The 26,328-nt window shown below is 69.6% G+C and carries 28 protein-coding genes; 21 read left to right on the forward strand and 7 right to left on the reverse strand.

Annotated features, from left to right (window positions below):
- The first annotated feature begins 51 nt into the window (after positions 1-51).
- From pgsA to ABZV58_RS09365, 6 genes are all read left to right on the forward strand, one after another.
- A complete protein-coding gene (gene pgsA / locus ABZV58_RS09340) occupies positions 52-714 on the forward strand; it encodes a phosphatidylinositol phosphate synthase (protein ID WP_141809774.1) in 663 nt (220 codons plus the stop codon).
- Positions 715-784: 70 nt separating this feature from the next.
- On the forward strand, positions 785-1,759 hold the full coding sequence (locus tag ABZV58_RS09345; RefSeq protein ID WP_354999640.1) for a phosphatidylinositol mannoside acyltransferase: 975 nt from the start codon (positions 785-787) through the stop codon (positions 1,757-1,759).
- The gene (locus ABZV58_RS09350; protein ID WP_354999641.1) at positions 1,756-2,880 is read left to right on the forward strand and encodes a glycosyltransferase family 4 protein; all 1,125 of its coding nucleotides are present in this window, start codon (positions 1,756-1,758) and stop codon (positions 2,878-2,880) included. Before ABZV58_RS09345 ends, ABZV58_RS09350 begins: the two co-directional genes overlap by 4 nt.
- Entirely contained in the window at positions 2,880-3,923 is a 1,044-nt protein-coding gene (locus tag ABZV58_RS09355; protein WP_354999871.1) for an NUDIX domain-containing protein, read from the forward strand. The genes ABZV58_RS09350 and ABZV58_RS09355 overlap by 1 nt, the downstream gene beginning before the upstream one ends.
- Before the next feature lie 446 nt (positions 3,924-4,369).
- On the forward strand, positions 4,370-5,290 hold the full coding sequence (gene pdxS / locus ABZV58_RS09360) for a pyridoxal 5'-phosphate synthase lyase subunit PdxS (protein ID WP_067779814.1): 921 nt from the start codon (positions 4,370-4,372) through the stop codon (positions 5,288-5,290).
- A 202-nt stretch (positions 5,291-5,492) separates the two neighbouring features.
- Positions 5,493-5,984 carry a hypothetical protein gene (locus ABZV58_RS09365; RefSeq protein WP_354999642.1) on the forward strand — a complete coding sequence of 164 codons (492 nt, stop codon included), beginning with the start codon at positions 5,493-5,495 and terminating at the stop codon, positions 5,982-5,984.
- A 237-nt stretch (positions 5,985-6,221) separates the two neighbouring features.
- Here ABZV58_RS09365 and ABZV58_RS09370 read toward each other — a convergent pair whose 3' ends face one another.
- Positions 6,222-6,833, reverse strand: a complete 612-nt coding sequence (locus ABZV58_RS09370) for a hypothetical protein (protein WP_354999643.1) — start codon at positions 6,831-6,833, stop codon at positions 6,222-6,224.
- A 197-nt stretch (positions 6,834-7,030) separates the two neighbouring features.
- Between ABZV58_RS09370 and ABZV58_RS09375 the strand changes: the two genes are divergently transcribed.
- The gene (locus ABZV58_RS09375) at positions 7,031-7,849 is read left to right on the forward strand and encodes an acyl-CoA thioesterase II (protein ID WP_354999644.1); all 819 of its coding nucleotides are present in this window, start codon (positions 7,031-7,033) and stop codon (positions 7,847-7,849) included.
- 6 nt (positions 7,850-7,855) lie between these two features.
- Here ABZV58_RS09375 and ABZV58_RS09380 read toward each other — a convergent pair whose 3' ends face one another.
- Entirely contained in the window at positions 7,856-9,547 is a 1,692-nt protein-coding gene (locus tag ABZV58_RS09380; protein WP_354999872.1) for an APC family permease, read from the reverse strand.
- 217 nt (positions 9,548-9,764) lie between these two features.
- Here ABZV58_RS09380 and pdxT point away from each other — a divergent pair, with 217 nt between their 5' ends.
- The 3 genes from pdxT (at position 9,765) to ABZV58_RS09395 (ending at position 12,284) form a co-directional block, all read left to right on the forward strand.
- Positions 9,765-10,415: a pyridoxal 5'-phosphate synthase glutaminase subunit PdxT gene (gene pdxT, locus ABZV58_RS09385; RefSeq protein ID WP_354999645.1), complete on the forward strand. Its 651-nt coding sequence runs from the start codon at positions 9,765-9,767 to the stop codon at positions 10,413-10,415.
- Between the two features lie 139 nt (positions 10,416-10,554).
- Entirely contained in the window at positions 10,555-11,388 is an 834-nt protein-coding gene (locus ABZV58_RS09390) for a C1 family peptidase (protein WP_354999646.1), read from the forward strand.
- Between the two features lie 143 nt (positions 11,389-11,531).
- Positions 11,532-12,284: a YebC/PmpR family DNA-binding transcriptional regulator gene (locus ABZV58_RS09395; RefSeq protein ID WP_354999647.1), complete on the forward strand. Its 753-nt coding sequence runs from the start codon at positions 11,532-11,534 to the stop codon at positions 12,282-12,284.
- A 52-nt stretch (positions 12,285-12,336) separates the two neighbouring features.
- Here ABZV58_RS09395 and ABZV58_RS09400 read toward each other — a convergent pair whose 3' ends face one another.
- From ABZV58_RS09400 to ABZV58_RS09410, 3 genes are all read right to left on the reverse strand, one after another.
- Positions 12,337-12,843 carry an SRPBCC family protein gene (locus ABZV58_RS09400; protein ID WP_354999648.1) on the reverse strand — a complete coding sequence of 169 codons (507 nt, stop codon included), beginning with the start codon at positions 12,841-12,843 and terminating at the stop codon, positions 12,337-12,339.
- The gene (locus ABZV58_RS09405; RefSeq protein WP_354999649.1) at positions 12,840-13,202 is read right to left on the reverse strand and encodes a metalloregulator ArsR/SmtB family transcription factor; all 363 of its coding nucleotides are present in this window, start codon (positions 13,200-13,202) and stop codon (positions 12,840-12,842) included. Before ABZV58_RS09405 ends, ABZV58_RS09400 begins: the two co-directional genes overlap by 4 nt.
- A 295-nt stretch (positions 13,203-13,497) precedes the next feature.
- Positions 13,498-13,704, reverse strand: coding sequence for a DUF5988 family protein (locus tag ABZV58_RS09410; RefSeq protein ID WP_354999650.1), 207 nt, complete (start codon positions 13,702-13,704; stop codon positions 13,498-13,500).
- Positions 13,705-13,779: 75 nt separating this feature from the next.
- On the opposite strand from ABZV58_RS09410, the gene ABZV58_RS09415 reads away from it, so the two are divergent.
- The 5 genes from ABZV58_RS09415 to ABZV58_RS09435 all read left to right on the forward strand — a co-directional run bounded on the left by ABZV58_RS09415 (position 13,780) and on the right by ABZV58_RS09435 (position 17,283).
- Entirely contained in the window at positions 13,780-14,286 is a 507-nt protein-coding gene (locus tag ABZV58_RS09415; protein WP_354999651.1) for an O-acetyl-ADP-ribose deacetylase, read from the forward strand.
- A gap of 122 nt (positions 14,287-14,408) precedes the next feature.
- Complete coding sequence (gene ruvC / locus ABZV58_RS09420; protein WP_067779840.1) at positions 14,409-14,978, forward strand: crossover junction endodeoxyribonuclease RuvC; 570 nt, start codon at positions 14,409-14,411, stop codon at positions 14,976-14,978.
- Positions 14,975-15,580 (forward strand): Holliday junction branch migration protein RuvA, encoded by a 606-nt coding sequence (gene ruvA, locus ABZV58_RS09425; RefSeq protein ID WP_354999652.1) that lies wholly within the window; start codon positions 14,975-14,977, stop codon positions 15,578-15,580. The genes ruvC and ruvA overlap by 4 nt, the downstream gene beginning before the upstream one ends.
- A 6-nt stretch (positions 15,581-15,586) precedes the next feature.
- On the forward strand, positions 15,587-16,672 hold the full coding sequence (gene ruvB / locus ABZV58_RS09430; protein ID WP_354999653.1) for a Holliday junction branch migration DNA helicase RuvB: 1,086 nt from the start codon (positions 15,587-15,589) through the stop codon (positions 16,670-16,672).
- Positions 16,673-16,767: 95 nt separating this feature from the next.
- Positions 16,768-17,283: a GtrA family protein gene (locus ABZV58_RS09435; protein WP_354999654.1), complete on the forward strand. Its 516-nt coding sequence runs from the start codon at positions 16,768-16,770 to the stop codon at positions 17,281-17,283.
- A gap of 18 nt (positions 17,284-17,301) precedes the next feature.
- Here the strand turns inward: ABZV58_RS09435 and ABZV58_RS09440 are convergent, their stop codons facing one another.
- Together ABZV58_RS09440 and ABZV58_RS09445 are read right to left on the reverse strand one after the other, a co-directional pair.
- The gene (locus ABZV58_RS09440; RefSeq protein ID WP_354999655.1) at positions 17,302-17,868 is read right to left on the reverse strand and encodes a DivIVA domain-containing protein; all 567 of its coding nucleotides are present in this window, start codon (positions 17,866-17,868) and stop codon (positions 17,302-17,304) included.
- A gap of 169 nt (positions 17,869-18,037) precedes the next feature.
- Complete coding sequence (locus ABZV58_RS09445) at positions 18,038-18,619, reverse strand: TetR/AcrR family transcriptional regulator (RefSeq protein WP_354999873.1); 582 nt, start codon at positions 18,617-18,619, stop codon at positions 18,038-18,040.
- A 147-nt stretch (positions 18,620-18,766) separates the two neighbouring features.
- Between ABZV58_RS09445 and ABZV58_RS09450 the strand changes: the two genes are divergently transcribed.
- From ABZV58_RS09450 to ABZV58_RS09475, 6 genes are all read left to right on the forward strand, one after another.
- Entirely contained in the window at positions 18,767-20,257 is a 1,491-nt protein-coding gene (locus tag ABZV58_RS09450) for an NAD(P)/FAD-dependent oxidoreductase (RefSeq protein ID WP_354999656.1), read from the forward strand.
- 241 nt (positions 20,258-20,498) lie between these two features.
- Positions 20,499-20,846 carry a preprotein translocase subunit YajC gene (yajC, locus tag ABZV58_RS09455; RefSeq protein WP_354999657.1) on the forward strand — a complete coding sequence of 116 codons (348 nt, stop codon included), beginning with the start codon at positions 20,499-20,501 and terminating at the stop codon, positions 20,844-20,846.
- A gap of 103 nt (positions 20,847-20,949) precedes the next feature.
- Complete coding sequence (gene secD, locus ABZV58_RS09460) at positions 20,950-22,659, forward strand: protein translocase subunit SecD (RefSeq protein WP_354999658.1); 1,710 nt, start codon at positions 20,950-20,952, stop codon at positions 22,657-22,659.
- Positions 22,656-23,888 (forward strand): protein translocase subunit SecF, encoded by a 1,233-nt coding sequence (gene secF / locus ABZV58_RS09465; RefSeq protein ID WP_354999659.1) that lies wholly within the window; start codon positions 22,656-22,658, stop codon positions 23,886-23,888. The genes secD and secF overlap by 4 nt, the downstream gene beginning before the upstream one ends.
- Before the next feature lie 28 nt (positions 23,889-23,916).
- A complete protein-coding gene (locus ABZV58_RS09470) occupies positions 23,917-25,629 on the forward strand; it encodes an ABC transporter substrate-binding protein (protein WP_354999660.1) in 1,713 nt (570 codons plus the stop codon).
- Positions 25,630-25,666: 37 nt separating this feature from the next.
- The gene (locus tag ABZV58_RS09475) at positions 25,667-26,239 is read left to right on the forward strand and encodes an adenine phosphoribosyltransferase (protein ID WP_354999661.1); all 573 of its coding nucleotides are present in this window, start codon (positions 25,667-25,669) and stop codon (positions 26,237-26,239) included.
- Positions 26,240-26,328: the final 89 nt, after the last annotated feature.

Consider the following 26,328-nt stretch of genomic DNA (forward strand, 5'->3'; position numbering starts at 1 on the left):
AACCGCCGCTGTGCGTCGTCCGTCCGAATCGACCGGGCGCGGGTGTAGCCGGTGCTGAGTTTCTTCGGCCGCGAGACGTTCGCCAAGGCCACCGCTCCGCTGGGCAAGGCGCTGGTGCGCACCGGCCTGACCCCGGATGCCGTCACCCTGATCGGCACCACGGCCTCGATCGCGGCCGCGGTCACGCTCTTCCCGACCGGTCACCTGTTCTGGGGCACCATGGTGATCTGGTTGTTCGTCATGTTCGACATGCTCGACGGCGCCATGGCGCGGGCGCGCGGTGGCGGCACGAAATACGGTGCGGTGCTGGACGCCACCTGCGACCGGGTCGCCGACGGCGCGATCTTCGGCGGTCTGGCCTGGTGGGCGGTGTACCACGAGCACAACAAGTGGCTGTTCTTCGCCACGCTGGTGGTGCTGGTGACCTCGCAGGTGATCTCCTACGCCAAGGCGCGCGCCGAGGCGAGCGGCCTGTCCGCCGACGGCGGCATCATCGAGCGCCCGGACCGGCTGATCATCGTGCTCGTCGGCGCCGGATTCACCGGTCTCGGCGGCCACTGGGGCATCGAGTGGCTGACCTGGGCGGTGCACGTGGCCATGTGGATCCTCGCGGTGCTCAGCATCGTGACGGTGTTCCAGCGCGTGCTCGCGGTGCGCAATTCGCCCGGGGCGCGCGAGGTCATCCCGCCCGCCGCGCCGCAGGAGGCGCGGTGAGCGCACCGAGACTCCGCGCACCGGTCCGGGTTTTCGGTCGTAGCGTCGGTGCTGTGGAATCGGGGGAACGGTGAGTATCGGGGAACGATTGAGCGACGTCGGTTACGCGGCGGGTTGGCGATTGGTCCGGGCGCTTCCGGAAGGCGCGGCCCGGCGGGTGTTCGACTGGGGCGGGGAGCGGGCGGCGCGCAACGGTGGGCCGATCCAATTGCGGCGCAATCTCGCCCGCGTGCTCGGGGTGCCGCCCGAGCAGGTGCCCGACGATCTGATCCGCGCGAGCATGCGCTCCTACGCGCGGTACTGGCGCGAGGCGTTCCGGCTGCCGACGATGGACCACGCGGCCCTGGGCAAGTCGTCGCGGCTGCCCGTGGGCGGACTGCAGCACCTGGACGCGGCGCTGGCCGAGGGGCGCGGCGCGCTCTTGGTGTTGCCGCACTCGGGGAACTGGGACATGGCCGGAGTGTGGTGCGTCCAGAACTACGGCGGTCTCACCACGATCGCCGAGCGCCTGAAGCCGGAGTCGCTGTTCGAGCGCTTCGTCGCCTACCGGGTGAGCCTCGGTTTCGAGGTGTTCCCGCTGACGGGGGGCGAGCAGCCGCCGTTCGCCGTGCTGGCCGAGCGCCTGCGGGAGAACAAGATCGTCTGCCTGATGGGTGAGCGCGATCTCACCGGCCGCGGGGTGCCGGTCACCTTCTTCGGTGAGCGCACCTGGATGCCCGCGGGCGCGGCCAAGCTGGCCATCGAGACCGGCGCCGCGCTCATACCGGTGCACGCCTGGTTCACCGTCGATGCCGACGGCGAGGAGGCCTGGGGCCTGAAATGCGAAGAGCGGCTGGATGTCTCGGGTGGCGTCCAGGCGGCGACGCAGCTGCTGGCCGACCGTTTCGCCGCCAATATCGCCGAGCACCCCGCCGACTGGCACATGCTGCAACCGCTGTGGGAGAGCGACCTGTCCGAGGAACGCCGGGCCAGGATCGCCGCCGCGCAGGGCGGACTCGCCGCGCAGGGTGGAAAAGCGCAGGGTGGAGGAGACGAGGCGCCGTGAAGATCGGCATGGTGTGCCCCTATTCGTTCGACGTCCCCGGCGGTGTGCAGGCGCACGTGGTGGAACTCGCGCGGGTGCTCATCGAACGCGGGCACCGGGTGAGCGTGCTCGCGCCCGCCTCGGAGAGCACCCCGCTGCCGGAGTTCGTGGTCTCCGCCGGACGCGCGGTGGCGATTCCCTACAACGGCTCGGTGGCCCGGCTCTCGTTCGGCCCCATGGCCTACACCAGGATCCGCCGCTGGATCGACGGCAACGATTTCGATGTGTTGCACATCCACGAGCCCAACGCGCCGAGCTTGTCCATGCTCGCGCTCAAGATCGCCGAGGGCCCGATCGTCGCGACGTTCCACACCTCGACCACGAAGTCTTTGGTGCTCAGCACTTTTCAGGGTGTGCTCCGGCCTTACCACGAGAAGATCAGCGGCCGGATCGCCGTCTCGGAGCTGGCCAGACGCTGGCAGGTGGAGGCGCTCGGTTCGGACGCGGTGGAGATCCCCAACGGCGTCGACGTGGCCGCCTTCGCGCGCGCTCCGATGCTGCCGGGCTATCCGCGCGCGGGCGGCACGGTGCTGTTCCTCGGACGCTACGACGAACCGCGCAAGGGCATGGAGGTGCTGCTCGGCGCGCTGCCGGAGCTGGTGCGCCGCCACCCCGACGTGGAGATCCTGATCGTCGGTCGCGGCGACGAGGAGCGGCTGCGGCGCGAGGCCGGGCCGAACGCCGGGCACCTGCGCTTCCTCGGCCAGGTCTCCGACGAGGACAAGGCCTCGGCCATGCGCAGCGCCGATGTCTACGTGGCGCCCAACCTCGGCGGTGAGAGCTTCGGCATCATCCTGATCGAGGCCATGGCCGCGGGCACGGCGGTGGTGGCCAGCGAGCTCGACGCGTTCCGCAGGGTGCTGCGCGACGGCACCGCGGGCATGCTCGTCCCGGTCGGGGATTCGGCGCGGCTCGCGGCCGCGCTGGACACCGTGCTGACCGACGAGGTGCGCAGGGAATCGCTGGTGCACACCGCCAATCAGGTGGTCGGCGAATACGACTGGCCGGTGGTCGCCGAGCAGATCCTGCGGGTCTACGAGACCGTCACCATCGGCGACACCCGGGTGCGGGCCGCCGGATGATCACCTTCTCGGCCACAACGGTTCTCGTTCTCGCGCTGATCGCTGCGGTCGTCGTCGCGATCGGTCTGTGGGCCTACTCCACGGCGAATCGGCTGGACCGGCTGCACGTGCGTTCCGACCAGTCGTGGCAGGCGCTGGACTCGGCGCTGGCCAGGCGGGCGGTGGTGGCGCGGGCGGTGGCGATGGCGATCGCGGGTCCGGTCTCCGACCCTGCTTCAGCCGATCAGGCCAAACGTCTGTCCACCCTGGCCGATCGGGCCGAACGCGCCGGACGCGCGGAACGCGAGACGGTGGAGAACCAGCTCTCCTCGGCGCTCTCGGCCGTCGACATCGCCCAGCTGCGCCCGCAGCTGGTCGCCGAACTCGCCGACGCCGAGGCCAGGGTGCTGATCGCCCGGCGCTTCCACAACGACGCGGTCCGCGACACGCTCGCGCTGCGCACCCGGCGTCCGGTCCGCCTGCTGCACCTGGGCGGCACCGCGCCGCTGCCCACCTATTTCGAGATCACCGAGCGCGCCACGCCCGCCGCCTCGACCGGTCTCGCGGTGGACACGATCCGCACCTCGGCGCGCGTCGTCCTGCTCGACGAACAGGACCGGGTGCTGTTGATGCGCGGCAACGACCCGAAGACCCCGGCGGTCTCGTTCTGGTTCACGATCGGCGGCGGTGTGGAGCCGGGGGAGTCGCTGCGCGCGGCTGCCGTGCGCGAGCTGTGGGAGGAGACCGGGCATCGCGCCGATCCCGAGAGTCTGCGCGGCCCGGTCTGGCGGCGCGTCGCGGTGTTCCCGTTCGACGGGCAGCTGATCCGCGCCGAGGAGCTGTTCTTCGTGCTGCGGGTGCGCGCCTTCACGCCCGAACCGGGCAACCTGACGGTGATCGAGCGCCGATCCATCACGGGGCACCAGTGGTGTACGCCCGCCGACATCGCGACCCTGGACCGCTCCGGCGAGACGGTCTACCCCTATCACCTGGACGAACTGCTTCCCGAGGCCGCCGAGATCGCCGCGGGCTCCGACGACCCCGAGGTCCGCTCCATCCGCTGAGCGCCGCCGTGCGCGCTGTGATCTGGTTCACGATCGTGATAGCTTCGTGACTGGATCGCGTCCCGGCGGGTATCAGGATTCGGTGCTCCTCGATGATGCGGGGCGGTCCTTGTCTGGTGTTGGAGGTAGGTAGTCCATGTCGTACTTGCTGTTCGATTTCCTGTTGCCGATCGTGGGCCCGGCGGCCGCCGAATACTGGGCGCAGCTACTGGTCGTGAATCCGATCTGAGCCGGGTCGGTCCGGCGGATTCCGCCCGGGCTCGATTGCGCGGGGTTCGCCGATAGCCGGAAGTCGATTCGGCCAGGGGTGGCGCGCGTCACGGCGCGCGGAGCTGGCCCCGGGCCGATCTCGCCACCAGTCCAGTGGCCCTCAACTGGCTATCAAGTGGCTTTCTCGGCACGCCTAGAATTAGGTCGTTTCGTTCCGCGCGACCTGATAGGCGCACATGACCCAGGAGTTTGCCGTGACCACGCCCGAGACCACCAACACCGTCGGCACCGCCCGCGTCAAGCGCGGCATGGCCGAGATGCTCAAGGGCGGGGTGATCATGGACGTCGTCACCCCCGAGCAGGCCAAGATCGCCGAGGACGCCGGCGCGGTCGCGGTCATGGCGCTCGAGCGCGTGCCCGCCGACATCCGCGCCCAGGGCGGCGTGTCCCGGATGAGCGACCCGGACATGATCGAGGGCATCATCGGCGCCGTCTCCATCCCGGTCATGGCGAAGGCCCGCATCGGCCACTTCGTGGAGGCGCAGATCCTGCAGAGCCTCGGCGTCGACTACATCGACGAGTCGGAGGTGCTCACCCCGGCCGACTACACCAACCACATCGACAAGTGGAACTTCACCGTTCCCTTCGTCTGTGGCGCCACCAACCTGGGCGAGGCGCTGCGCCGCATCACCGAGGGCGCGGCCATGATCCGCTCGAAGGGCGAGGCGGGCACCGGCGACGTGTCCAACGCGACCACCCACATGCGTCAGATCCGCCAGGAGATCCGCAAGCTCGCCGCACTGCCCGCCGACGAGCTCTACGTCGCGGCCAAGGAGTTGCAGGCGCCGTACGAGCTGGTCCGCGAGGTCGCCGAGACCGGCAAGCTGCCGGTCGTGCTGTTCACCGCCGGTGGCATCGCCACCCCGGCCGACGCCGCGATGATGATGCAGCTCGGCGCCGAGGGCGTGTTCGTCGGCTCGGGCATCTTCAAGTCCGGCAACCCGGCGCAGCGAGCCGCCGCCATCGTCAAGGCCACCACCTTCTACGACGACCCGGACGTGCTGGCGAAGGTCTCCCGCGGCCTCGGTGAGGCCATGGTCGGCATCAACGTCGAGGAGATCGCCCAGCCGCACCGGCTCGCCGAACGCGGCTGGTGAACCAGCGACGCTTGGTTTTTCGTGACGCCCGTTCCCTGGCCGCAAGCCAGGGAGCGGGCGTTTCGCGTTCGCGACTCGACTCTTCGAACCGCCACACGGCGATCTCAGAGTTCCCACAGAGCCGCTGAGTAGGTTTCGGGGCACGGCGAACAGTTACGGGTCGCCGGTGATGCCGACCGAGTCGAACGCAAAGGACCAAGAGTTGAAGCTTCGCAACACCGGAAGAATCGCGATCGCGGGCTTGGCCGTCGCGGCCGCGCTGGGCTTGACGGCGTGCGGCGGCGACGACAAGAGCGCGACCACGCCGACCCGCACCACCACCAGCGCCAAGGCCACCGCCGCGAACGTGCCGCCGGTGCCGACGGTGGAGCAGTTGAACGCGCAGCTACAGCGCGCGCTCGACCCGGCGGTGCCGAACCAGGAGAAGCTGGAGATGATCCAGGGCGCCGAGGCCGATCCCGAGCTGCCCGGCCGGTTGGCACAGGCCTACCAGCAGACCGGAGCGAGCGTCGTGGTCACGGAGGTGACCGCCTTCGGCGACACCATCAACGCCAAGGCCAAGATCGTGCTGAACAACCAGGAGAACATCGCGGACGTGCCGTTCGTCGCCGAGGACGGCACTTGGAAGGTCCAGAAGGCGTGGGCTTGCGGGATGCTGACCAACCTCGGCCAGCAGTCGGCCGCCTGCGCCTGACAGCGCTGATCCGCCGGAGCGCGGATCGTGCCGCACACGCCTCGGCGGGCGAGTGGCACACAAAGTCGGGGGTGGCGGAAGCTCCGCTACCGCTGTGTGTGCCACTCGTCGAACACGGCCGAACCGCCAGTCCGCCAACCACACCCGGTCGCGCATAGCGGCCGGGTGTTCGTTCTCCGGCGGTGAGGCCAGCTGATTCGACATGCGGTGCAACGGATATGGGGACGCGCGCGGGGTTCAGGTGCGGCTCAGCGCGGGGCGGTCGGGATGGTCCCAGCGCACCGAAAACGTTGGTACCTCGGGATTCTCGCGGTCGTAGTGCAGCAGCGCGGGGATGGTCCAGTGTTCGTCCCGCGGTGTGCGGCGTCGCAGCGCCGCTTCGCTGAGGTCGAGGCGCACCGTCAGATCGAAGACCAGGTCGCGGCCGAGCAGCATGGGACCCGCTAGGAAGAGCACCAGGTCGGCGGGCGCGGCGCGGACGGCCGCGCGGGCCGAGCGGTCGGCGGCCTCGTCCCACAGCGCGGGCAGCCAGCGGCCGTGCTCGCGCAGCGCGTCGACCACCTCGCGGCGGACCGCGTCGTAGTCGAACCACGCTGTGCGATAGGAGAATTCGTCCTCACGACCGAATTCCATGCGCAGCGAGGCGGGTCGGACGTAGTCGTGCAGGGCGATCACTTCGGCGGAACGTCCTGTCCCGCGCAGTCTTTCGGCGGCGCGCTCGGCGAACGCGACGGGCTGTGCGGCGTCGGACGCGTCGATGGCGATCACGCGGCGGCCCGGCAGCGCGCGGAGCCGATCGACGAGCAGATCGGCGAGGCCGTCCTGGGTGATCGGCACGAACTGCGGCACCGCTCCATCACAGCAGACACCCCCGCCGGTATCTCCCTGCGCCCCGGCGAGACCCGTGCGGGCAGGCCGAGCCGCCGCGAATTCCGCTGCCCCCGCTTGTGACGAGCGCTACATTCAGCAACTCTCTGGCATCCGGTCGAGCTCCTCGACCGGATGCCGAACGGGGCGAATCGGACGCCGTTGGTTAACCTCAGCGCATGGCGACAATCGAAGAGGCATTGGAGATCGAACGCCTGGAGCGGGACATCTTCCGTGGCGCGTCCACGAAGACCCAGCTCCCCCGCACCTTCGGCGGCCAGGTCGCCGGGCAGGCCCTGGTGTCGGCGGTGCGTACGGTGGAGCCACGTTTCCAGGTGCATTCGCTGCACGGATACTTCCTGCGGCCCGGCAATCCACAGGAACCGACCGTGTACCTGGTGGAGCGGATCCGCGACGGCCGCTCCTTCTGCACCCGCCGGGTCACCGGCGTGCAGGACGGCGCGGCGATCTTCACCATGTCGGCTTCGTTCCACGTCGGCGACGAGGGCCCGGAGCATCAGGACGAGATGCTCGAGGTGGCGGCGCCGGAGAACCTGCCGGACGCCCAGACCTCGATGAGCCCGGAACGGCTGTGGGCGATGCGCGAATGGGAGCACTGGGACATCCGCACCGTGCCGCAGGAGTCGGTGTCGCGCCGCGACGGCGTGGTCTCCCAGCAGCAGGTGTGGTTCCGCTACCGGCACCCGCTGCCCGACGACCCGCTGTTCCACGTGTGCACGCTGGCCTACATGAGCGACATGACGCTGCTCGGCTCCTCGAAGGTCACCCACCCCGACGAGCGAACCCAGGACGCGTCGCTGGACCACGCCATGTGGTTCCTTCGCCCGTTCCGCGCCGACGACTGGCTGCTCTACGACCAGTCCTCGCCGTCGGCCGGTTTCGGCCGCGCGCTGACCGGCGGCAAGATCTTCGACCGCGAGGGCAAGCTGGTCGCGGCGGTCGTGCAGGAGGGACTGATCCGCACCCTCCGGGGATAGCGGGGCTCACACCACCTGGACGCGCAGGTGGCAGACCACGGTGTCGGACATCCGGCGCAGCTCGCGCTCGAGTTCGTCGCTGCGATGGCTCGGCAGCACCCGATCCCAGCCGCCGGGCGGGTCCACCTCGGCGACGACCACGACCTTGCGCCGTCCCGCGAAGTTCTCCCGCAGATAGCGGGCGACCGGCCCGCCGACGGTGGCGTCGCTGTCTTCCAGCAGTACCAGGCGGACCTCCGGGTGCCACGCCTCCCAGGCCTTGGTGAACGCTCGCGTCGATTCACCGGGCAGGCAGACGTGCACCGCGACGACGTCGGAGCCGAGGGACATCGCGGCCGAGAGCGCCTCCCTGCTCAGCTCGGACACCTCCGAGACGGGCACCACGATCGCGGTGCCGGTCGCCTGCGGCTGGGCCGGGATCGCGCCCGCGGCCCGACGATCGCCGATCCGGTGGTAGGCCGCGCGGACCCGCTGCATGGCGAACACCAGCGCGGGCAGCACCAGCACGATCAGCCACGCGCCCTCGGTGAACTTCATGGCGGTGGTGATCAGCGCGGCCGCGGTGGTGAGCAGCGCGCCGAATCCGTTGAGCGCGATCCGCACTCGCCATCCCGCGCCCCTGTTCAGCCACCAGTGCCGGACCATCCCCGCCTGGGCGATGGTGAATCCGACGAACACGCCGATGGCGAACAGCGGGACAAGGGCGTTCATCGCGCCGCCCGCGCCGATCAGCAGCGCGCCCGCGCTGACGCCGAGCGTCAGCACGCCGTACCGGTAGACCTGGCGCGGCGAACTGACGGCGAACCGGTGCGGCAGACAGTTGTCGTCGGCAAGGATCCTGGTCAGCGTCGGAAGCCCGCCGTAGGAGGTGTTCGCGGCCAGCGCGAGCAACACCACCGTCGCGAATTGCACCACGTAGTAAGCGAATCCGTGACCGAGCGCGGCCTCGGTGAGCTGGGAGAGCACCGTGACGCCCTCGACGGGGCGCAGCGAGAACTTCTCGATCAACACCGCGAGGCCGATCAGCATCGTGCCGAGCAGTACGCCGAGCGCGACCTCCGCCCGCTGCGCCCGCCGCACCCGCGGCTCGGCGAAACTGGGCACCGCGTTCGCGATCGCCTCGACGCCGGTCAGCGCCGCGCACCCGCTGGAGAACGCCTTGAGCAGCAACAGGATTCCGAGGGTGTGCATATCGGTGACCGCCGGGTCGCCGGTGACCACCGAGGCCGGTTCACCGCGCAGCAGCCCGCCGAGGATCACCGCTCCGATGCCGCCGACGAACACGACGGTGGGCAGCATGAACGCGCGGGCGCTCTCGGTGATGCCGCGCAGGTTCAGCGCAGTGATGCCCGCGAGCACGGCGAGGCACAACCACACCCTGTACCCGTACAGCGCGGGAAACGCCGAGGTCAGCGCGGCGACGCCGGCGGCGATCGAGACCGCGACGTTGAGCACGTAGTCCACGATCAGCGAGGCGGCCGCGACCAGGCTGGTGCGATGGCCGAGGTGCCGCTTGGCCACCGCGTAGGCGCCGCCGCCGTCGGGGAAGGCCGCGATCACCTGGCGGTAGGACGCGATCAGCACGGCGAGCAGGGCGACGATCGCCAACGTCACCGGCAGCGTCGCGCCGAGCCCGGCCGCGCCCGCGGCGGCCAGCACCAGAACGATCGCCTCCGGACCGTAGGACACCGACGCCATGGCGTCGAGGGAAAGGCCGGCCAATCCGGTCGGCACCGTCAATCCGCGGCGGGGAAGGACAGTCGGTTCTCCGCCTGGCGTTGCGGCGGGGCGCGGCACTACAGCAGTCACCTTTGCGAGTGTGGCGTCGGCTCCCGCCATCCGGCCCCGCTGTTGACGCAACCTTGACGGCAACCGTGAGCGGGCCCACAGCGGCGGGACTAATAAGCTCGGCGGGGTGAACGCATCATCGGTCGCCGCACCCGCCACCGAGGCGCGGCAGACGCCGTCCCGGCCCACCATCGGTGTTCTCGCTTTGCAGGGCGATGTGCGCGAACACGTCGCGGCGCTGGAACAGTGCGGCGCGGAGCCGATTCTGGTGCGGCGCGCGTCGGAGCTGGCCGCCGTGGACGGGCTGGTGCTGCCCGGTGGCGAGTCGACCGCGATCAGCAAGCTGCTCGAAGCGTTCGAACTGCTCGAACCGCTGCGCGCGCGGCTGCGCGACGGCATGCCCGCCTTCGGTTCCTGCGCGGGCATGATCCTGCTGGCCTCCGAGGTGCTCGACACCCGGCCGGACGCCAAGCATCTGTCGGGCATCGATATGACGGTGCGCCGCAACGCCTTCGGACGCCAGGTCGACTCCTTCGAGACCGATCTGGATTTCGCCGGTCTGGCCGATGGTCCCGTGCGCGCGGTCTTCATCCGCGCGCCGTGGGTCGAGCGGGCGGGCGAGGACGTCGAGGTGATCGCCACGGTGCCCTCCGGTCCGTTCGCGGGCCGCATCGTCGCGGTGCGCCAGGGCAAGGTGCTCGCCACCTCCTTCCACCCCGAAGTGACGGGCGACCTGCGGGTGCACCGCATGTTCGTCGATCTGGTCCGCGCTGCGTAGTTCGCGCCGAACCCGCTGGTGAAACGGGTAATCGGCTACTCGCGCCACGCCGCGCCGGGCGGTGCATCATCGCTGCCATCCGGGCGATCCCGACAGACCCGGGCGTGGTGGCGACACCACCGGACGAACGAGCACGAACATGACCGATGTCATCTCCGCACCCCGTGCGAACAAGGAAGAACCGGTGCCCGCCGAGGCACGGATCTGCAATCTCGTCCCCTCCCGCGACACCGCGCGGGATTGGACGTTCACCGACGCGCTGTCCGTCGGCGCGCTCGGCGCCGTCACCGCACTGCCCACCTCGGTGGACTTGCGCCGCGACTGGTGGACCATCGGCGACCAGGAGGACACCGGGTCCTGCGTCGGCTGGGCGACCGGCGACGGACTGATGCGCTACCACCTGGTGACCGCCAGCAAGCTGAACAGCGACCGCCGCGTCTCGCCGCGGTTCGTGTGGATGGCCTCCAAGGAGACCGACGCGTTCTTCCAGCGGCCGGAGACCTTCATCGAGGGCGCGGGCACCGAGCTGAAGTCGGCCGTCGAGGTCTGCAAGAAGTACGGCGTCGTCGAGGAATCGTTGCTGCCGTTCCACATCCAGACCAAGATGTACCGCGGCCAGGAGAACACCTTCTGGGCGCACGCGGCCACCTTGCGCATCGCCTCGTACTTCAACGTCGGCAAGAACCTCAACCAGTGGAAGACCGTGCTGGCCGACGGCCGCCCGATCCTCGCGGGGTTCATGGTGGACGACACCTGGGACAACGCCACCGCCAACGGGGGTTTCCTGGAGGATTTCGCGGCGGGGACCGAACGCGGCGGGCACGCCGTCGCCATCGTGGGCTACCTGCCGAGCGGGCACTTCATCGTCCGCAACAGCTGGGGCACCGCGTGGGGCGACAAGGGCTTCGCGTACGCGTCGCCGAAGTACATCAAGGGCGCCTTCTTCCCGGAGGCCTACGTGGTCTCGCTCTGAGGGGCTGGGGAGGATGCCGTCTCGGCGGCGTCCATTAGGCTGGAGGAGTTGTCCGTTCGGTTGGCACGCGGCTCGATCCCTCCCCGGGGCGCCGCCGTCCCCGGCGGTCACTCCCAGTGCAACCGACCTGAAGGAAGTAGGGAATGAGCGGCCACTCCAAATGGGCCACCACCAAGCACAAGAAGGCCGCGATCGACGCCAAGCGGGGCAAGCTCTTCGCGAAGCTGATCAAGAACATCGAGGTGGCGGCCCGCACGGGTGGCGGTGATCCGGATGGCAACCCGACGCTGTACGACGCCATCCAGAAGGCCAAGAAGTCGTCGGTCCCCAACGACAACATCGAGCGCGCCCGCAAGCGCGGCGGCGGTGAAGAGGCGGGCGGCGCCGACTGGCAGACCATCATGTACGAGGGCTACGGCCCCAACGGCGTCGCGGTGCTCATCGAATGCCTCACCGACAACCGCAACCGCGCCGCGGGCGAGGTGCGCGTCGCGATGACCCGCAACGGCGGCAACATGGCCGACCCGGGCTCGGTGGCCTACCTGTTCCATCGCAAGGGCATGGTCACCCTGGAGAAGAACGGGCTGTCCGAGGACGACGTGCTGATGGCCGTGCTGGACGCGGGGGCCGAGGAGGTCAACGACCTCGGCGAGTCCTTCGAGATCATCAGCGACCCGAGCGATCTGATCGACGTGCGCAAGGCGCTGCAGGCGGCCGGAATCGACTACGACTCCGCCGAATCCGGCTTCCAGCCGTCGGTCTCGGTCGCGGTCGACGCCGAGGGCGCGCGCAAGGTGTTCAAGCTGGTCGACGCGCTCGAGGACAGCGACGACGTGCAGAACGTCTACACCAACGTGGACCTCTCCGACGAGGTCCTCGCGCAGCTGGAAGACTGAGCTGTCCCGCGGCGAGCCCCGGACCGGTCCGGGGCTCGCTGTCGTTTCCAGGTCAGGCGCCGAGCTGCTCGCGGTAGTAGTCGGCCATCGGCGGGTAGTAGTCGTCGAAGTTCGGCGGTTCGGCGCCGTCCCGCGCGGTGCCGAACAGGTCCAGGTAGTACTCCCAGCCCGGCCCGACCTGCGGGGCCTGCGCGATCTCGTCGTCGGTGCGCAGGTGGTGGGTGAAGCGCAGTTCGGTGACGCCGTCGGTCTCGGTCAGCCGCACGTCGAGAATCCAGGATCCGTACTCGTCGATCGCGGAGACAGCCAGCCGGTGCGGCGGTTCGCAGGCGTCGATGGTCATCTCCATCCACGGCTGCTCGTCTTCGTGGACCATCTGCACCTGCACGGTGCGGCCCGGTCCCGCCTCGCCCTTCCACGGGCCGAACCAGCGCGCGGTGCGGTCCGATTCGGTGAGGCTCGCCCACACATCCGCGATGGGGGCGCGATAGGTCCTGGTCAGGACGAGATCGCGCCCTTGCGCGGCGCGCAGCAGGCGTCCGGTGGGTTGCTTGGTCATGCCGTGTTCTCCCTCGTCGTGCGATTCTCGGGAGGCTGCCTGCGCTCCCGGCGGGTGCGGTAGATCTCGGTTTCCAGTGCGTCGAGGCGCTGTGCCCAGCCCGCGGGCCGCTCGAACCGCGCGAGCCAACCGGCCAGTTCCGCGAGCGGTTCGGCGTTCAGCGCGTAGAAGCGCTGTCGGCCGATCGGTTCGTCCCGCACCAGCCCGCTCTCGCGCAGCACCCGCAGGTGCCTGCTCACCGCGGGCCTGCTGATCTCGAACCGCTCGGCGATCTCGCCCGCGGTCAGCCTGCCGTTGTGCAGCATCTCCAGGATTTCCCTGCGCACCGGGTCGGCGATCGCCGCGGCCACCTCGTCCACGCGAAAAGCGTAACCACTTGGTTACGCGTTTGTCTACGGCGAAATGGGGATCTCAGAGTTGGGGCCGATGCGGCGAATCTGGTCGTCGAGTTCGAGCAGACGCATGCCACTTGCTCGCGAGTCGATCGTCGCGCGAGAGCGAGTCCGCGTCCGGTCCGGCGTGGTGGTGGAATGTCAACGGTCGCATGCCGATTCGTCGTGTGCGCAGACGGTCACCGACGCGCGCCGGAGGCGATCGTGCGGTACCGACGGGCGACCGATCCGGGGATCGCCCACGGGAGGGATCGCCCTCGGGCTATTCGGCGATCTTCGTGCGGTCACACCACTCGTAGACGGTCAGGCGACCCGACTCGGTGTCGGCCTGGCGCTGGGTGACCTTGAAGTGTTCGTAGCCGCCCTTGAAGGGGATTTTCAGCTCGATCCCCGGCGGAGTGATGGGAACGATCCGCTCCGGCAAGTCCGCCGGCCCGCCTTCGAGGATGGCTTTCGCACCGTTGCTCATCGTCCGATGGTAGTTCCGGCGCCGCCGCTACCTCGGTATTTTCGCCGGACCGTCGGGCGAGGAAGAATTCCCGGCATGGTCCGTATCGAGTTCGTGCGCGGCGACATCACCGAGCAGGCGGTCGACGCGGTGGTGAACGCCGCCAACTCCTCGTTGCTCGGCGGCGGGGGAGTCGACGGCGCCATCCACCGCAAAGGCGGTCCCGAGATCCTGTCCGAGTGTCGCGACCTACGCGCTTCCCACTACGGCAAGGGCCTGTCCACCGGTCAGGCGGTGGCCACCACGGCGGGCAGGCTGCCCGCGCGCTGGGTGGTGCACACGGTCGGCCCGGTCTGGTCGGCCACCGAGGACCGTTCCGAGCTGCTGGCCTCCTGCTATCGCGAATCCCTCCGGGTCGCCGACGAACTCGGCGCGCAGACCGTCGCCTTCCCCGCCATCTCCACGGGCATCTACGGCTGGCCGATCGAGGACGGCGCGCGCATCGCGGTCGAGACCGTCCGCGCCGCCGACACCGCGGTGCGGGCCGTGCGCTTCGTGCTCTTCGACGAACGCGCCTACGCCGCCTTCGCCGAACACGCATAAAGCGCTTCGCCTCCGCGTCCGGCGGCGTCGTCCACGGGGTCCCGACCGTGTCGCTGGTGACCCGGACCGCAGCGCTCCGTTAGACTCTCGAACAGTTGTTCGTGTCTGCGAGAGGGGAATTCGTGCGGGTGATGGGCGTCGACCCCGGGCTCACCCGGTGCGGCCTCAGCATCGTGGAGGGTGGGCTCGGTCGCAAGGTCACCGCGCTCGATGTCGATGTGGTGCGCACCCCCGCGGACATGGAACTGGCGCAGCGGCTCATGCGCGTCGCCGACGCCGCCGAACACTGGATGGACACCCACCGGCCGGAAGCGGTCGCGATCGAGCGAGTGTTCGCCCAGCACAATGTGCGCACCGCGATGGGCACCGCGCAGGCGGGCGGCGTCATCGCGCTGGCCGCGGCGCGGCGCGGGATTCCGGTGGCCTTTCACACGCCGAGCGAGGTGAAGGCCGCGGTCACCGGCAACGGCACGGCGGACAAGGCGCAGGTGACCGCGATGGTCACCCGCATCCTCGGCCTCCAAGTCGCGCCCAAACCGGCGGACGCGGCGGATGCGCTGGCCTTGGCGATCTGTCATTGTTGGCGGGCGCCGCTGCTGGAGCGGATGGCCGCGGCCGAGGCCAAGGCGGCCGAGGCGCGGCGGCGCTACACCGAACGACTGGCGGAACAACGGAAGGCGGTGCGCGGGTGATCGCGTCGGTACGCGGCGAGGTGCTGGAGATCGCGCTCGACCACGCGGTGGTCGAGGCGTCGGGCGTCGGCTACCGGCTCAACGCGACCCCCTCGACACTGGCCGCCCTGACGCGCGGCGAGGAAACCCGCCTCTACACGGCGATGATCGTGCGCGAGGACTCGATGACGCTGTACGGCTTCGCCGACACCGAGGCGCGCGACCTGTTCGGTCTGCTGCAGACGGTCTCCGGCGTCGGCCCACGCCTGGCCATGGCGGTGCTCGCGGTGCTCGAGCCGGAGGCGCTGCGCAAGGCGCTGGCCGAGAGCAATGTCGCGGCGCTGACCAGGGTGCCCGGCATCGGCAAGCGCGGCGCCGAGCGCATGGTGGTGGAACTGCGTGACAAGGTGAATCTCGTTCCGGTGCAGGCGGGCCCGCCCGGCAGTGCTCCCGCGCCGGTGCTCACCCCGGTCCGCGAACAGGTCGTGGAGGCGCTGACCGGACTCGGCTTCCCCGCCAAGCAAGCCGAGCAGGCGGTGGACACCGTGCTGGCCGACCAGCCCGCCGCCGACACCTCGACCGCGCTGCGCGCCGCGCTCTCGCTGCTCGGCAAGAACCGATAGGCCGTGATGGAGTACGACGAAACCGACGCGGCCGAATCCCCGGTCAGCGCGAGCTATTCGAAGTCCGACGGGGAGATCGAGGCGAGCCTGCGCCCGAAGTCGCTCGACGATTTCATCGGCCAGCCCCGGGTCCGCGAACAGCTCGCCCTGGTGCTGCGCGGCGCCAAACAGCGCGGCGGCACTCCCGACCATGTCCTGCTCTCGGGCCCGCCCGGACTCGGCAAGACCAGCATGGCGATGATCATCGCCGCCGAACTCGGCACCGCGCTGCGCATCACCTCCGGCCCGGCGCTGGAGCGGGCCGGTGACCTGGCCGCCATGCTGAGCAATCTGGTCGAGGGCGACGTGCTGTTCATCGATGAGATCCACCGCATCGCCCGCCCCGCCGAGGAAATGCTCTATCTGGCCATGGAGGACTTCCGCGTCGACGTGGTGGTCGGCAAGGGGCCCGGCGCGACCTCTATCCCGCTCGACATCGCCCCCTTCACGCTGGTCGGGGCCACCACCAGGTCCGGCGCGCTGACCGGCCCGCTGCGCGACCGCTTCGGCTTCACCGGCCACATGGATTTCTACGAACCCGACGAACTGCTGCGCATCCTGCTGCGCTCGGCGCACATCCTCGGCGTAGGCATCGAGACCGACGCGGCGGCGGAGATCGCGGGCCGCTCCCGCGGGACGCCGCGGATCGCGAACCGGCTGCTGCGCCGGGTCCGCGACTACGCCGAGGTTCGCGCGGACGGCCTGATCACCCGTCCCATCGCCAAGGCCGCGCTCGAGGTCTACGACGTGGACTCCCTCGGCCTGGACCGGCTGGACCGCGCCGTCCTCGGCGCTCTGGTCCGCAGCTTCAACGGCGGACCGGTGGGCGTCTCGACCCTCGCAGTCGCGGTGGGGGAGGAGGCGGCCACGGTCGAGGAGGTCTGCGAGCCGTTCCTGGTGCGCGCCGGGATGGTGGCGCGGACGCCGCGCGGTCGCGTCGCGACGGCCGCGGCCTGGGAGCATCTCGGCTTGGTGCCGCCGCCCGACCTGGTGTTCGGCTCGATCGAGGTGCGCGGCCGCGAACCGCATCCCACGCTGGACCTGTTCGACTGACCGGTCTTTCGCGTGCGGCACGTAAATGCCCTGCTCCAGTGATGCCGGGATCCGCGCGAGCGGCGCGCTTCAGCGAGCGCCGATAGAGTCGGGACATGACGGTGGTCCATTCCGTGCTCGACCGCATCCCCGAGCCGTATCGCAGCAAGGCGATCGAGCACCGCGAACTGCTGAAATTCGCCACGGTCGGCGCGATCACGTGGTTCATCGACACCGGCGTCGTGTACGCCACCAAGCTGACGGTGCTCGGCGACAAGCCGCTGACCGCGCGCCTGCTCGGCGTGCTGATCGCCACCATCGCGTCCTACATCCTGAACCGGGAGTGGTCCTTCCGCACCAGGGGCGGCCGTCAGCGCCACCACGAGGCCGCGCTGTTCTTCGCGGTGAGCGCGCTCGGCATCGGCGTCACGATGATCCCGCAGGCGATCTCGCTGTACGTGCTCGACCTGCGGGTGCCGCACGTCGGACCGGTGACCCAGGCGGTGGCCAACTTCGTCACCGGTCAGATCCTCGGCGTGCTGCTGGCCATGGCGTTCCGGTTCTGGGCGCTGCGCCGCTTCGTCTTCCCGGACGACCTTCGCGAGGCCGAATTGCACAGCATCCAGGGCTGATTCGGCGTCGGAACAGCCTCAGTGGTGCGCGTGCTCGAGCGCGGTGACCACCAGATCCAGGAAGGCGTCGACCTCGTCGCGCTGGTATCCGCGGGTGCCCAGGCGCGCCTCGGTGAAGCGGACCGCGCGCACGTCGGCGACCGTGAGACTGCCGGGCCCGCCGTGCGCGAGGCTGGCGGCCACCAGGTCGAGGAAGGCGTCCACCTCCTCCTCGTGGTAGCCGCGGCGGCCGACGGAGGACTGGGTGAACCGCATACGGTGCACGTCGTCGGGAGTGAGCAGGGGCGCGGGGCCGGGCCCGTTGCCGCCCGCGGGCAGCGGACGCGTGCCGTTCTGGCGGTGTTCGAGTTCGGCGCGCACCCGATCAAGGAACTCGTCGACCTGATCGGCCTGATAGCCGCGGGCGCCGAAGCGGGGCGCGTCGAAGGCGACGTGGCGGATGTCGTCGGCGGTGAGTGCGCCGTGACCGTCGAGGGTGGCGGCGACCAGTTCGAGGAAGGCGTCGACCTCCTCGGCGTGATAGCCGCGATGGCCGAATGTCGGCATGTCGAAATGGATGCGGCTCACGTCCTCGGGGGTCATCATCCGCGACATTGTGTCAGGGTCGCCGCTCGGTTCCGGTCGAATGCCGGTATTTCGGACCGCGCGGTCTCGCGCGAACACGTCTCTTGCAAACACGAACGCCCCCATGCGAACCAGTGCCGGCTTGTGCACCCACACTGTAGTCGCCGGGGGCGACTCGCACGGCGGGTCGTCAGTCCTTCCGCACGCCGTCGATGAGCAGGCGGCGGATCGCCTGGTTCAGCCCCTGGGTCGCGGCCTCGTCCGGGTCGCGCATGCCGTGGATGACGGCGGCGAGCAGCATGCCCGTCACCGCGCGCGCGGTGTTGGCGGTGTCCAGATCGGCGCGCAGGTAACCCATGTCGACGCCGTGCTCCAGGTAGCCCGCGGTGAGCGCGTCGGCCGTGTCCAGCAGGCCGTAGAGCCGGGCGGTGAGTTCGTCGTCGATGCCGGTGGCGTGGAACAGCAGCAGCTGCGGGATGCGTCGCTCCTCGATGAGGATGTGTGACAGCGCCGTGCCGATGCGCTCCAGCTGGGCGCGGTACTCGTCCAGTGAGCCCGCCGCGTCCGGGGCGTTCTGGGTGCCGAGCGCGTCGATGATGCGCGCCGACAGGTCGTCGATGACGTGATCGATGATGTCGCGCTTGTTGGCGAAGTACCGGTAGAAGGTGCCGTGACCGATGCCGAGCTGGTTGGCGATGTCGGCGATGCCGGTGGCGTGATAGCCCTTCTCGGCGAAGCAGACGAACGCCGTATCGATGATCTCCTGCCGCAATTCGGCCTTGCGTCGCTGGAGCGCACTTCCGGCCGCCGACCGGGTCGCTCGGGTGGATGGCTTCGTCACCCTGACGATGATACAGTCGTCACAAACGGAATGATGTGTCATTCCGTGACAACTGATTCACAGCTTTGGAGGTTCGACGTGGCGCCTCAGTACGACGCGGTCGTGGTTGGTGCGGGTTTCGGTGGCATGGGCGCGGGCATCGAGCTCGACCGGCTCGGATTGAGCAATTACGTGATCCTGGAGCGCGAGAACGATCTCGGCGGCACCTGGCACGTCAACCACTACCCGGGCCTCGCGGTCGACATCGCCTCGGTGACCTACTCCTATTCGTTCGAGCCCAACCCCTACTGGTCGCGGCTGTTCGCGCCGGGCAAGGAGCTCAAGAAGTACGCCGAGCACGTCGCCGACAAGTACGGCCTGCGGCGCAGGATGCGCTTCGGCACGGTGGTGGACGGCGCCCGCTGGGACGAGGAGAACCAGCAGTGGGTGGTCTCGATCGCGGGCGGTGAAACCGTCACGGGCCGTTACCTGCTCACCGCCACCGGATTCCTCTCGCAGCCCTACACACCGCCGTTCCCCGGCATCGAGTCGTTCGCGGGCAAGATCATCCACACCACCGCGTGGGAAGACGATTTCGATCTGACCGGCCGCCGCGCCGCGATCATCGGCACCGGCGCCACCGCCGTCCAGCTGGTGCCCGAGGTGGCCGAGAAGGCCGCGGCGCTGACCGTCTTCCAGCGCACCCCGATCTGGGTGGTGCCCAAGGTCGACGCGCCGATCCCGCCGTCGGTGCAGAAGCTGTTCGCCAAGGTGCCCGCCACCCAGAAGGCGGCGCGCATGGTCAACACCTCCCTGCTGGAGGCGCTGATGGTGGTCGGCGTGCTGCACTTCAAGCAGGCCAAAGCGATGAACAAGGGCGCGGGCCTGCTGGCCAAGGCGCATCTGCGCGCGCAGGTTCGCGACAAGCGCACCCGGCAGCAGCTCACCCCGCACTACGATTTCGGCTGCAAGCGCCCCACCTTCTCCAACCACTACTTCAAGACCTTCAACGCGCCGCACGTGCGGTTGGAGACGAACTCGATCGACCACGTGGAGGCCGACGGCATCGTCACCGCCGACGGGCACAAGACCGAGATCGACACGCTGATCCTGGCCACCGGCTTCAACCTGTGGGACGTGAACTTCCCGGCCGTGGAGATCATCGGCCGGGACGGGGTGAACCTCGGAAAGTTCTGGCGGGACAACCGTTTCCAGGCCTACGAGGGCATCACGGTGCCGAAGTTCCCGAACTTCCTGAGCCTCAACAGCCCGTACTCCTACAGCGGTCTGTCCTACTTCACCACCATCGAGGCGCAGATGAAGCACATGGGCAGGCTCTTCGGCGAGCTGTTCCGGCGCGGCGAGACCACCTTCGAGGTGACCGAGGCGGCCAACGCCCGCTTCCTGGACACCGTCACCGACAAGCTCGGCGCCTCGGTCTTCTACGGCGGCGACTGCGCGAGCGCGCGCAGCTACTACTTCAACCAGCACGGCGAGGCGGCGCTGCTGCGCCCGAACAGCACGGTCAGCACGCACCGCAAAGCGGTGAGCTTCCCGCTCGACGACTACGTCTACGGGGTGTCGGCCTGATCTTCGCGTTCGCCCCGCGACCGGGAAACCCCCTGGTCGCGGGGCTTTGCTGTGCCCGGAACGGGTGGTCGACACGCCGTGGCGTTCGCGCCGGGGGACGCCCGTGGCCGTGCCGCGCGCCGCTCGAGACGACACGAGTGGCGCACGTCAAGGGTGTGCGGGTGTGGCAGTGCCGACAACAGCTGGCAGACTGTGGTGGTACTTGTCCATCCCACCCACAAGACAGGGACTGACTTCGACGATGGAACTACTGTTTCCGCTGCTACTGGTAGCCCTGCTCGTGCCGATGTTCCTCGGTATCCGCCGCCAGAAGCGGGAGGCCGAGTCGGTAGCGGCCATGCAGGAAAGCCTGAAGATCGGCGACGCGGTGACTACTACGTCGGGTCTGTGGGGCACCGTTGTCGACCTCGACGACGACACGGTCGACCTGGAGATCGCCGAGGACGTCGTGACCACTTGGTTGCGCCAGGCGATCCGTGAGGTCCGCACCGTCGACGAGGCGACCGCCGACGAGTCCGGTACCGACGAGACCACGGCCACCGCCGAGGAAACGCCGGAGCAGACCGAGACCCGGCTGACCAAGGACTGACGTCGGCTGCGCCACGACCGCGCGCCGGACGCTGTAGCGTTCGGCGGCGCACGCGTGTGCGCGCCTGATCCACCCTCGACTTCCCGCCTAGGAGATACGAACTGTGCCACCTTCCCAGGGATCGGCGCATCCGCTCCGGTTGCTCGGTGTCTACGCCGCGCTACTGGCCGTGATCTATGCGTTGGTGTTCTTCACCGGTGACAAGTCCCCGACACCCAAGCTCGGCATCGATCTGCAGGGCGGCACCCGGGTCACGCTGACCGCCCGCACCCCGGACGGCAGCAAGCCGAGCCAGGACAGCCTGCAGAAGGCGCAGGAGATCATCGAGAACCGCGTCAACGGTCTCGGCGTCTCCGGCTCCGAGGTGGCCATCGAGGGCGACAACATCGTGATCACGGTGCCCGGCGACGACGGCCAGCAGGCCCGCGCGCTCGCCACCACCGCCAAGCTCTACATCCGCCCGGTGCTGCAGGCCGTGCCGAAGGGCGCGACGCTGCCGCAGACGCCGCCCGCTCAGCTGCCGGTGCCGCCCGCCGGAGAGCAGGTCCCGACGGAGGCGCCCGCCCCCGAGGCGCCCGCGCCGGAGCCGCCCGCCCAGGAGCCGCCCGCCGAAGAAGTGCCCGCGCCGCAGCAGCGCGTCTTCCCGGCGCAGGCGCCCACCGAGCCCGCCGACCCGACGCTGACCCCGCAGGAAGAGGCGCAGCGCGAGATCGCGGCGGCCAAGGCGACCAGGCAGAGCACCGACCCGGCTACCCAGCAGGCCGCGATGGCCGCGCTGGACTGCGCCAAGGCGGATCCGCTCGCGGGCAACGACGACCCGAACCTGCCGCTGGTCACCTGCTCGCAGGACGGCACCGAGGTCTTCCTGCTGGACAAGAGCCGCATCGACGGCCAGGAGATCAAGAACGCGGTCGCCAACCTCGACCAGCAGCAGTCGCGCTGGGTGGTCGACCTGGAGTTCAAGTCGACCGGTAGCGATGCCTGGGCCGACCTGACCGGCGAGTACCTCTACAAGCGCGTCGCGTTCACCCTCGACTCCAAGGTGGTCAGCGCGCCGCAGGTCCAGGCGGGCCCGCAGCTCGGCGGCACCACCCAGATCTCGGGCTCGTTCACCGCCAGCAGCTCCAAGGAGCTGGCGAACACGCTGAAGTACGGTTCGCTGCCGCTGTCGTTCCAGACCTCGGAGGCCGAGACCGTCTCGGCGACCCTCGGTCTCTCGTCGCTGCGCGCCGGTCTCATCGCGGGCGCGATCGGTCTGGCCATCGTGCTGCTGTACTGCCTCGTCTACTACCGCATGCTCGGCTTCCTGACGGGCCTGTCGCTGATCGCCTCCGGCCTGGCCGTGTACGGCATCATGGTGCTGCTCGGGCGCTGGATCGGCTTCACGCTCGACCTGGCGGGCATCGCGGGTCTGATCATCGGTATCGGTATGACCGCGGACTCGTTCGTGGTCTTCTTCGAACGCATCAAGGACGAGATGCGCGAGGGCCGCAGCTTCCGTTCGGCGGTGCCGCGCGGCTGGCAGCGGGCCCGCCGCACCATCCTGTCCGGTAACGCGGTGAGCTTCCTCGCCGCCGCGGTGCTGTACTGGCTCGCGGCCGGACAGGTCAAGGGCTTCGCGTTCACCCTCGGCCTCACCACCATCCTCGACGTGGTGGTCGTGTTCCTGGTCACCGCGCCGCTGGTGCTGCTGGCCTCGCGGAGTGCGTTCTGGTCGAAACCGTCGATCAACGGCCTCGGCGCGATCCAAGAGGTCGCGCGTGAGCGCCGTGCCGCAGAAGCCGCTGTCGCAGAAGGCGTGAGGACGCGATGACCAACAGCCAGACCAGCCCCTCGCTGCGCAAGGACGCCGAACGGCCCTTCGACGACTACGCCTACGGGCAGCGCGCGTCCGAGCACAGCTTCTTCAACCGGCTCTACACCGGAACCGGCGCGATCGACGTCATCGGCCGCAGGCGCATGTGGTACGCGATCACGGCCGTGATCATGCTGATCTCGTTGGGCAGCATCCTGTTCCGCGGGTTCAACTTCGGCATCGACTTCGAGGGCGGCTCCCGCATTCAGTTCCCCGCGGGCGACGCCACCACCTCCCAGGTGGAGGCCGTGTATCACGAGGCGATCGGCACCGACCCGGTCTCCGTGCAGACCGTCGGCACCGGATCGACCGCGACGATGCTGATCCGCTCCGAGGCGCTCGACGTGCAGCAGGTCGACAAGCTCAACGGCGCGCTGTTCGAGGAGTTCAAGCCCCTCGACAAGAACGGCAACCCGAGCCGGGCCGCGATCAGCACCTCGGATGTCAGTGAGACATGGGGCAGCCAGATCACCGAGAAGGCCCTGCGGGCGCTCGCGGTGTTCCTGGTGATCGTCTCGATCTACATCGCCGTCCGCTTCGAGCGCGACATGGCGATCGCGGCGCTGGCCGCGCTGGTCTTCGACGTCGTGGTCACCGCGGGTGTGTACTCGCTGGTCGGCTTCGAGGTCACCCCCGCGACGGTGATCGGCATCCTGACGATCCTCGGCTTCTCGCTCTACGACTCGGTCGTCGTGTTCGACAAGGTCGAGGAGAACACCAGGGGCATCCTGCATCTGAGCCGCCGCACCTACGGCGAGCAGGCCAACCTGGCCGTGAACCAGACACTGATGCGTTCGATCAACACCGCGCTCATCGGCATCCTGCCCATCGTCGGCCTGATGGTGATCGCGGTGTGGATGCTCGGCGTCGGCACCCTCAAGGACCTCGCGCTCGTGCAGCTGGTCGGTCTGCTGGTCGGCACCTACTCGTCGATCTTCTTCGCCACCCCGCTGCTGGTCTCGATCAAGGAGCGTTGGGGTCCGGTGGCAGCGCACACCAAGAAGGTGCAGAGCAAGCGTTCCAGCATCGCCGCGGCGCGGGCGGGCGCGGCCGCCGAACAGCGCGTGGTGGCCGCGACCGGTCGCGGTCTGCCCGACGCCCCGGCCCGGCGGTACCGGGAGAGCAGCCAGTCACCGCGTCCGGGCGCCCGGCCCTCCGGGAAGCGACAGCAGAAGAAGAGGCACTGACCAAACCAACGGTAGGGGGTTTCGTTCGATGCGACAGCCACGCAGCGTTGCGGTGCGTCTGATCGGAGTGGTCGCCGCGGGCGCCCTGGCCGCCGGAATGGCGGCCGGGTGCTCCGGCCAGAACCAGGTGCCCTCCATCGGCTATGCCGTCGACGCCGTGATCGCCAGCTACAACGGCGGCAGCACGCTCGGCGCGAGCAGCGGCTCGGCGGCGGTGTTCCAGCGCGTGCTCACCGGGTTCTTCTACACCGGACCCGACGGGCAGCAGGTCGCCGACACCGATGTCGGCACCGCCAAGGAGGTGCCCGGCGAGTCCCAGACCATCCAGTACCGGCTCAACCCCGACGGCGTGTACTCCGACGGTGTGCCGACCTCCTGCGACGATCTGGTGTTGACCTGGGCCGCGCACAGCGGGCGCTTCACCAAGCCCGACGGCGGCTCGCTCTTCGACGCCGCCGACACCGCGGGCTACGCGGACATCGAACGGGTCGAGTGTCAGCCCGGGTCCAAGGACGCCACCGTGGTGTTCCGTCCGGACCGGCGGTTCGGCCCGTGGCGAGACCTTTTCACCGCGGGCGAGGTGATGCCCGCGCACATCGCCGCGCGGGTGGCCAACGTGCCGAATGTGGTGTCGGCCGTGCAGTCCGGCGATCTCGGCGCGGTGCAGCGGCTGGCCGACTTCTGGAACACCGGCTGGACGATCGGCGCGGAGAAGCTCGACCTGTCGCGGTTCCCGTCCTCGGGTCCGTACCGGATCGAATCCTTCAGCGCGAAGGACGGCTTGGTGCTGATCGCCAACGAACGGTGGTGGGGCAACAAGGCCGAGACCGGGCGCATCGTGGTGTTCGATAAGACCGCCGACCTGAAGACCAAGGTCTCCGACAACGCCGTGAGCGTGGTCGACGTGGGCGCGAACTCGGTGAAAGACCTCGACCTGGGCGGCTTCTCGGCGAAGACCGTGCCGGGACGCGGCGCCGAGCAGCTGGTGCTGGCTACCGACGGCGTGTTCGGATCGGTGGCGGCGCGCCGCGCTTTCGCGCTCTGCGTGCCGCGCCAGGCCCTGTTCGACACGCTGGGCAAGGCCGCCGACGTGCCGACCACCGGACTCGGCGCGGGCCCGCTGAATTCCCGTACCACGCAGCAGGATTCGCTGTTCTACCCGGCGACTACCGGTGCCGCCGAGCGGTACCGCGGCACCGACGTCCAGGCGGCCACCGCCACGCTCGCCTCGGCACGGGCGGCCAACCCGACGATCCGCATCGGTTATCTGGCCCCCGACGAGCGCCGCGCCAAGACGGTGCAGATGATCGCCGAGGCGTGCAAACCCGCGGGTATCGGCGTGGTGGACGCGGGCGCGCCCGACTTCCGCCCCGGCCAGCTCGCCGAGGGGCGCGTCGACGCCGTGCTGGCGAGCACCGCGGGCGCGCCCGGCCCGGCCGGTTCGCTGACCGGAGTGGCGGCGACCAGCGCGTTGCGCACCGGCAACGGACTCAATTTCGGACGATTCGGGAATGGCCGCTACGATGCGATCACCGATCAGCTTGTGGCCGACGACAACTCGGCCGCGCAGCTGGGTCTGCTGACCGAGGCCGAGAACCTGTTGTGGTCGGAGATGCCGAGCATTCCCCTGTTCGCCACTCCGCGCACGATCGCTTTCGGCGACGGTCTGCGCAACGGTGTGGCCGGTCCCACTTCAGGTGGCACCGGCTGGAACATGGACCGCTGGGTGTTGCGGCGGTGACAGGTGTTGGTGGGTGAGTGATCATGGAGAGGTGTCGATGAGTAAGCACGCGGCGGTCGAGTCCGACGAGATTGTCGCCGAGCGGACCGCCAAGGCGGCCGAGCTGGTCGAACGCCTGACCCGCTGGCGCGACGATTTCCCGACGCCCGGCGTTCGCTTCGCCGATCTCACTCCCGTGTTCGCCGATCCCGAGGGCTTCCGCGCGGTCATCGACTGCCTCGCCGCTTGCGCGCCGGACGCGGACCTGGTCGCCGGCGTGGACGCCCGCGGCTTCCTGCTCGGCGCGGGCGTCGCCGCCACCCTCGGCACGGGAGTCCTCGCCGTCCGCAAGGCGGGCAAGCTGCCGCCGCCCGTGCTGACGCGCGAATACAGCCTCGAGTACGGCACCGCCGCCCTGGAGATCCCCGGTGACGGCGTCGACCTGGCGGGCCGCCGGGTGCTGTTGCTCGACGACGTGCTCGCCACCGGCGGCACGCTGGCCGCGGCCGCGGAACTGTTCCAGGCGGCAGGCGCCGAGATCGTCTCGGCGGCGGTCGTGCTGGAGCTGAGCTTCCTGGAGGGCCGCGGCCGCCAAGGCGACTACCCGCTGACCTCCATCGTCCGGGTCTGACCCCCGAGGCGGTCGCCCCGGACCGTTGACGCGGCATGTTTCGACGTGCCGACCGGCCCGAAGGTCCCCGATTCCCCGGTAGCCGATTG

It is taken from the genome of Nocardia sp. NPDC004654 (genome assembly GCF_040609595.1).
Taxonomy (GTDB): Bacteria; Actinomycetota; Actinomycetes; order Mycobacteriales; family Mycobacteriaceae; genus Nocardia.

Excerpts from the sequence above, each read along its gene's own strand:
- ABZV58_RS09440 (WP_354999655.1), bottom strand. The coding sequence starts at position 17,868 with ATGATGACCCCCGAGGACGTGAGCCGCATCCATTTCGACATGCCGACA.
- ABZV58_RS09415 (WP_354999651.1), top strand. The coding sequence starts at position 13,780 with ATGGTCCGTATCGAGTTCGTGCGCGGCGACATCACCGAGCAGGCGGTC.
- ABZV58_RS09380 (WP_354999872.1), bottom strand. The coding sequence starts at position 9,547 with ATGGCGTCGGTGTCCTACGGTCCGGAGGCGATCGTTCTGGTGCTGGCC.
- ABZV58_RS09475 (WP_354999661.1), top strand. The coding sequence starts at position 25,667 with ATGAGTAAGCACGCGGCGGTCGAGTCCGACGAGATTGTCGCCGAGCGG.
- ruvB (WP_354999653.1), top strand. The coding sequence starts at position 15,587 with ATGGAGTACGACGAAACCGACGCGGCCGAATCCCCGGTCAGCGCGAGC.
- ABZV58_RS09400 (WP_354999648.1), bottom strand. The coding sequence starts at position 12,843 with ATGACCAAGCAACCCACCGGACGCCTGCTGCGCGCCGCGCAAGGGCGC.
- secF (WP_354999659.1), top strand. The coding sequence starts at position 22,656 with ATGACCAACAGCCAGACCAGCCCCTCGCTGCGCAAGGACGCCGAACGG.
- ABZV58_RS09410 (WP_354999650.1), bottom strand. The coding sequence starts at position 13,704 with ATGAGCAACGGTGCGAAAGCCATCCTCGAAGGCGGGCCGGCGGACTTG.
- ABZV58_RS09375 (WP_354999644.1), top strand. The coding sequence starts at position 7,031 with ATGGCGACAATCGAAGAGGCATTGGAGATCGAACGCCTGGAGCGGGAC.
- ABZV58_RS09435 (WP_354999654.1), top strand. The coding sequence starts at position 16,768 with ATGACGGTGGTCCATTCCGTGCTCGACCGCATCCCCGAGCCGTATCGC.
- ABZV58_RS09390 (WP_354999646.1), top strand. The coding sequence starts at position 10,555 with ATGACCGATGTCATCTCCGCACCCCGTGCGAACAAGGAAGAACCGGTG.
- pdxS (WP_067779814.1), top strand. The coding sequence starts at position 4,370 with ATGACCCAGGAGTTTGCCGTGACCACGCCCGAGACCACCAACACCGTC.
- ABZV58_RS09395 (WP_354999647.1), top strand. The coding sequence starts at position 11,532 with ATGAGCGGCCACTCCAAATGGGCCACCACCAAGCACAAGAAGGCCGCG.
- yajC (WP_354999657.1), top strand. The coding sequence starts at position 20,499 with ATGGAACTACTGTTTCCGCTGCTACTGGTAGCCCTGCTCGTGCCGATG.
- ABZV58_RS09470 (WP_354999660.1), top strand. The coding sequence starts at position 23,917 with ATGCGACAGCCACGCAGCGTTGCGGTGCGTCTGATCGGAGTGGTCGCC.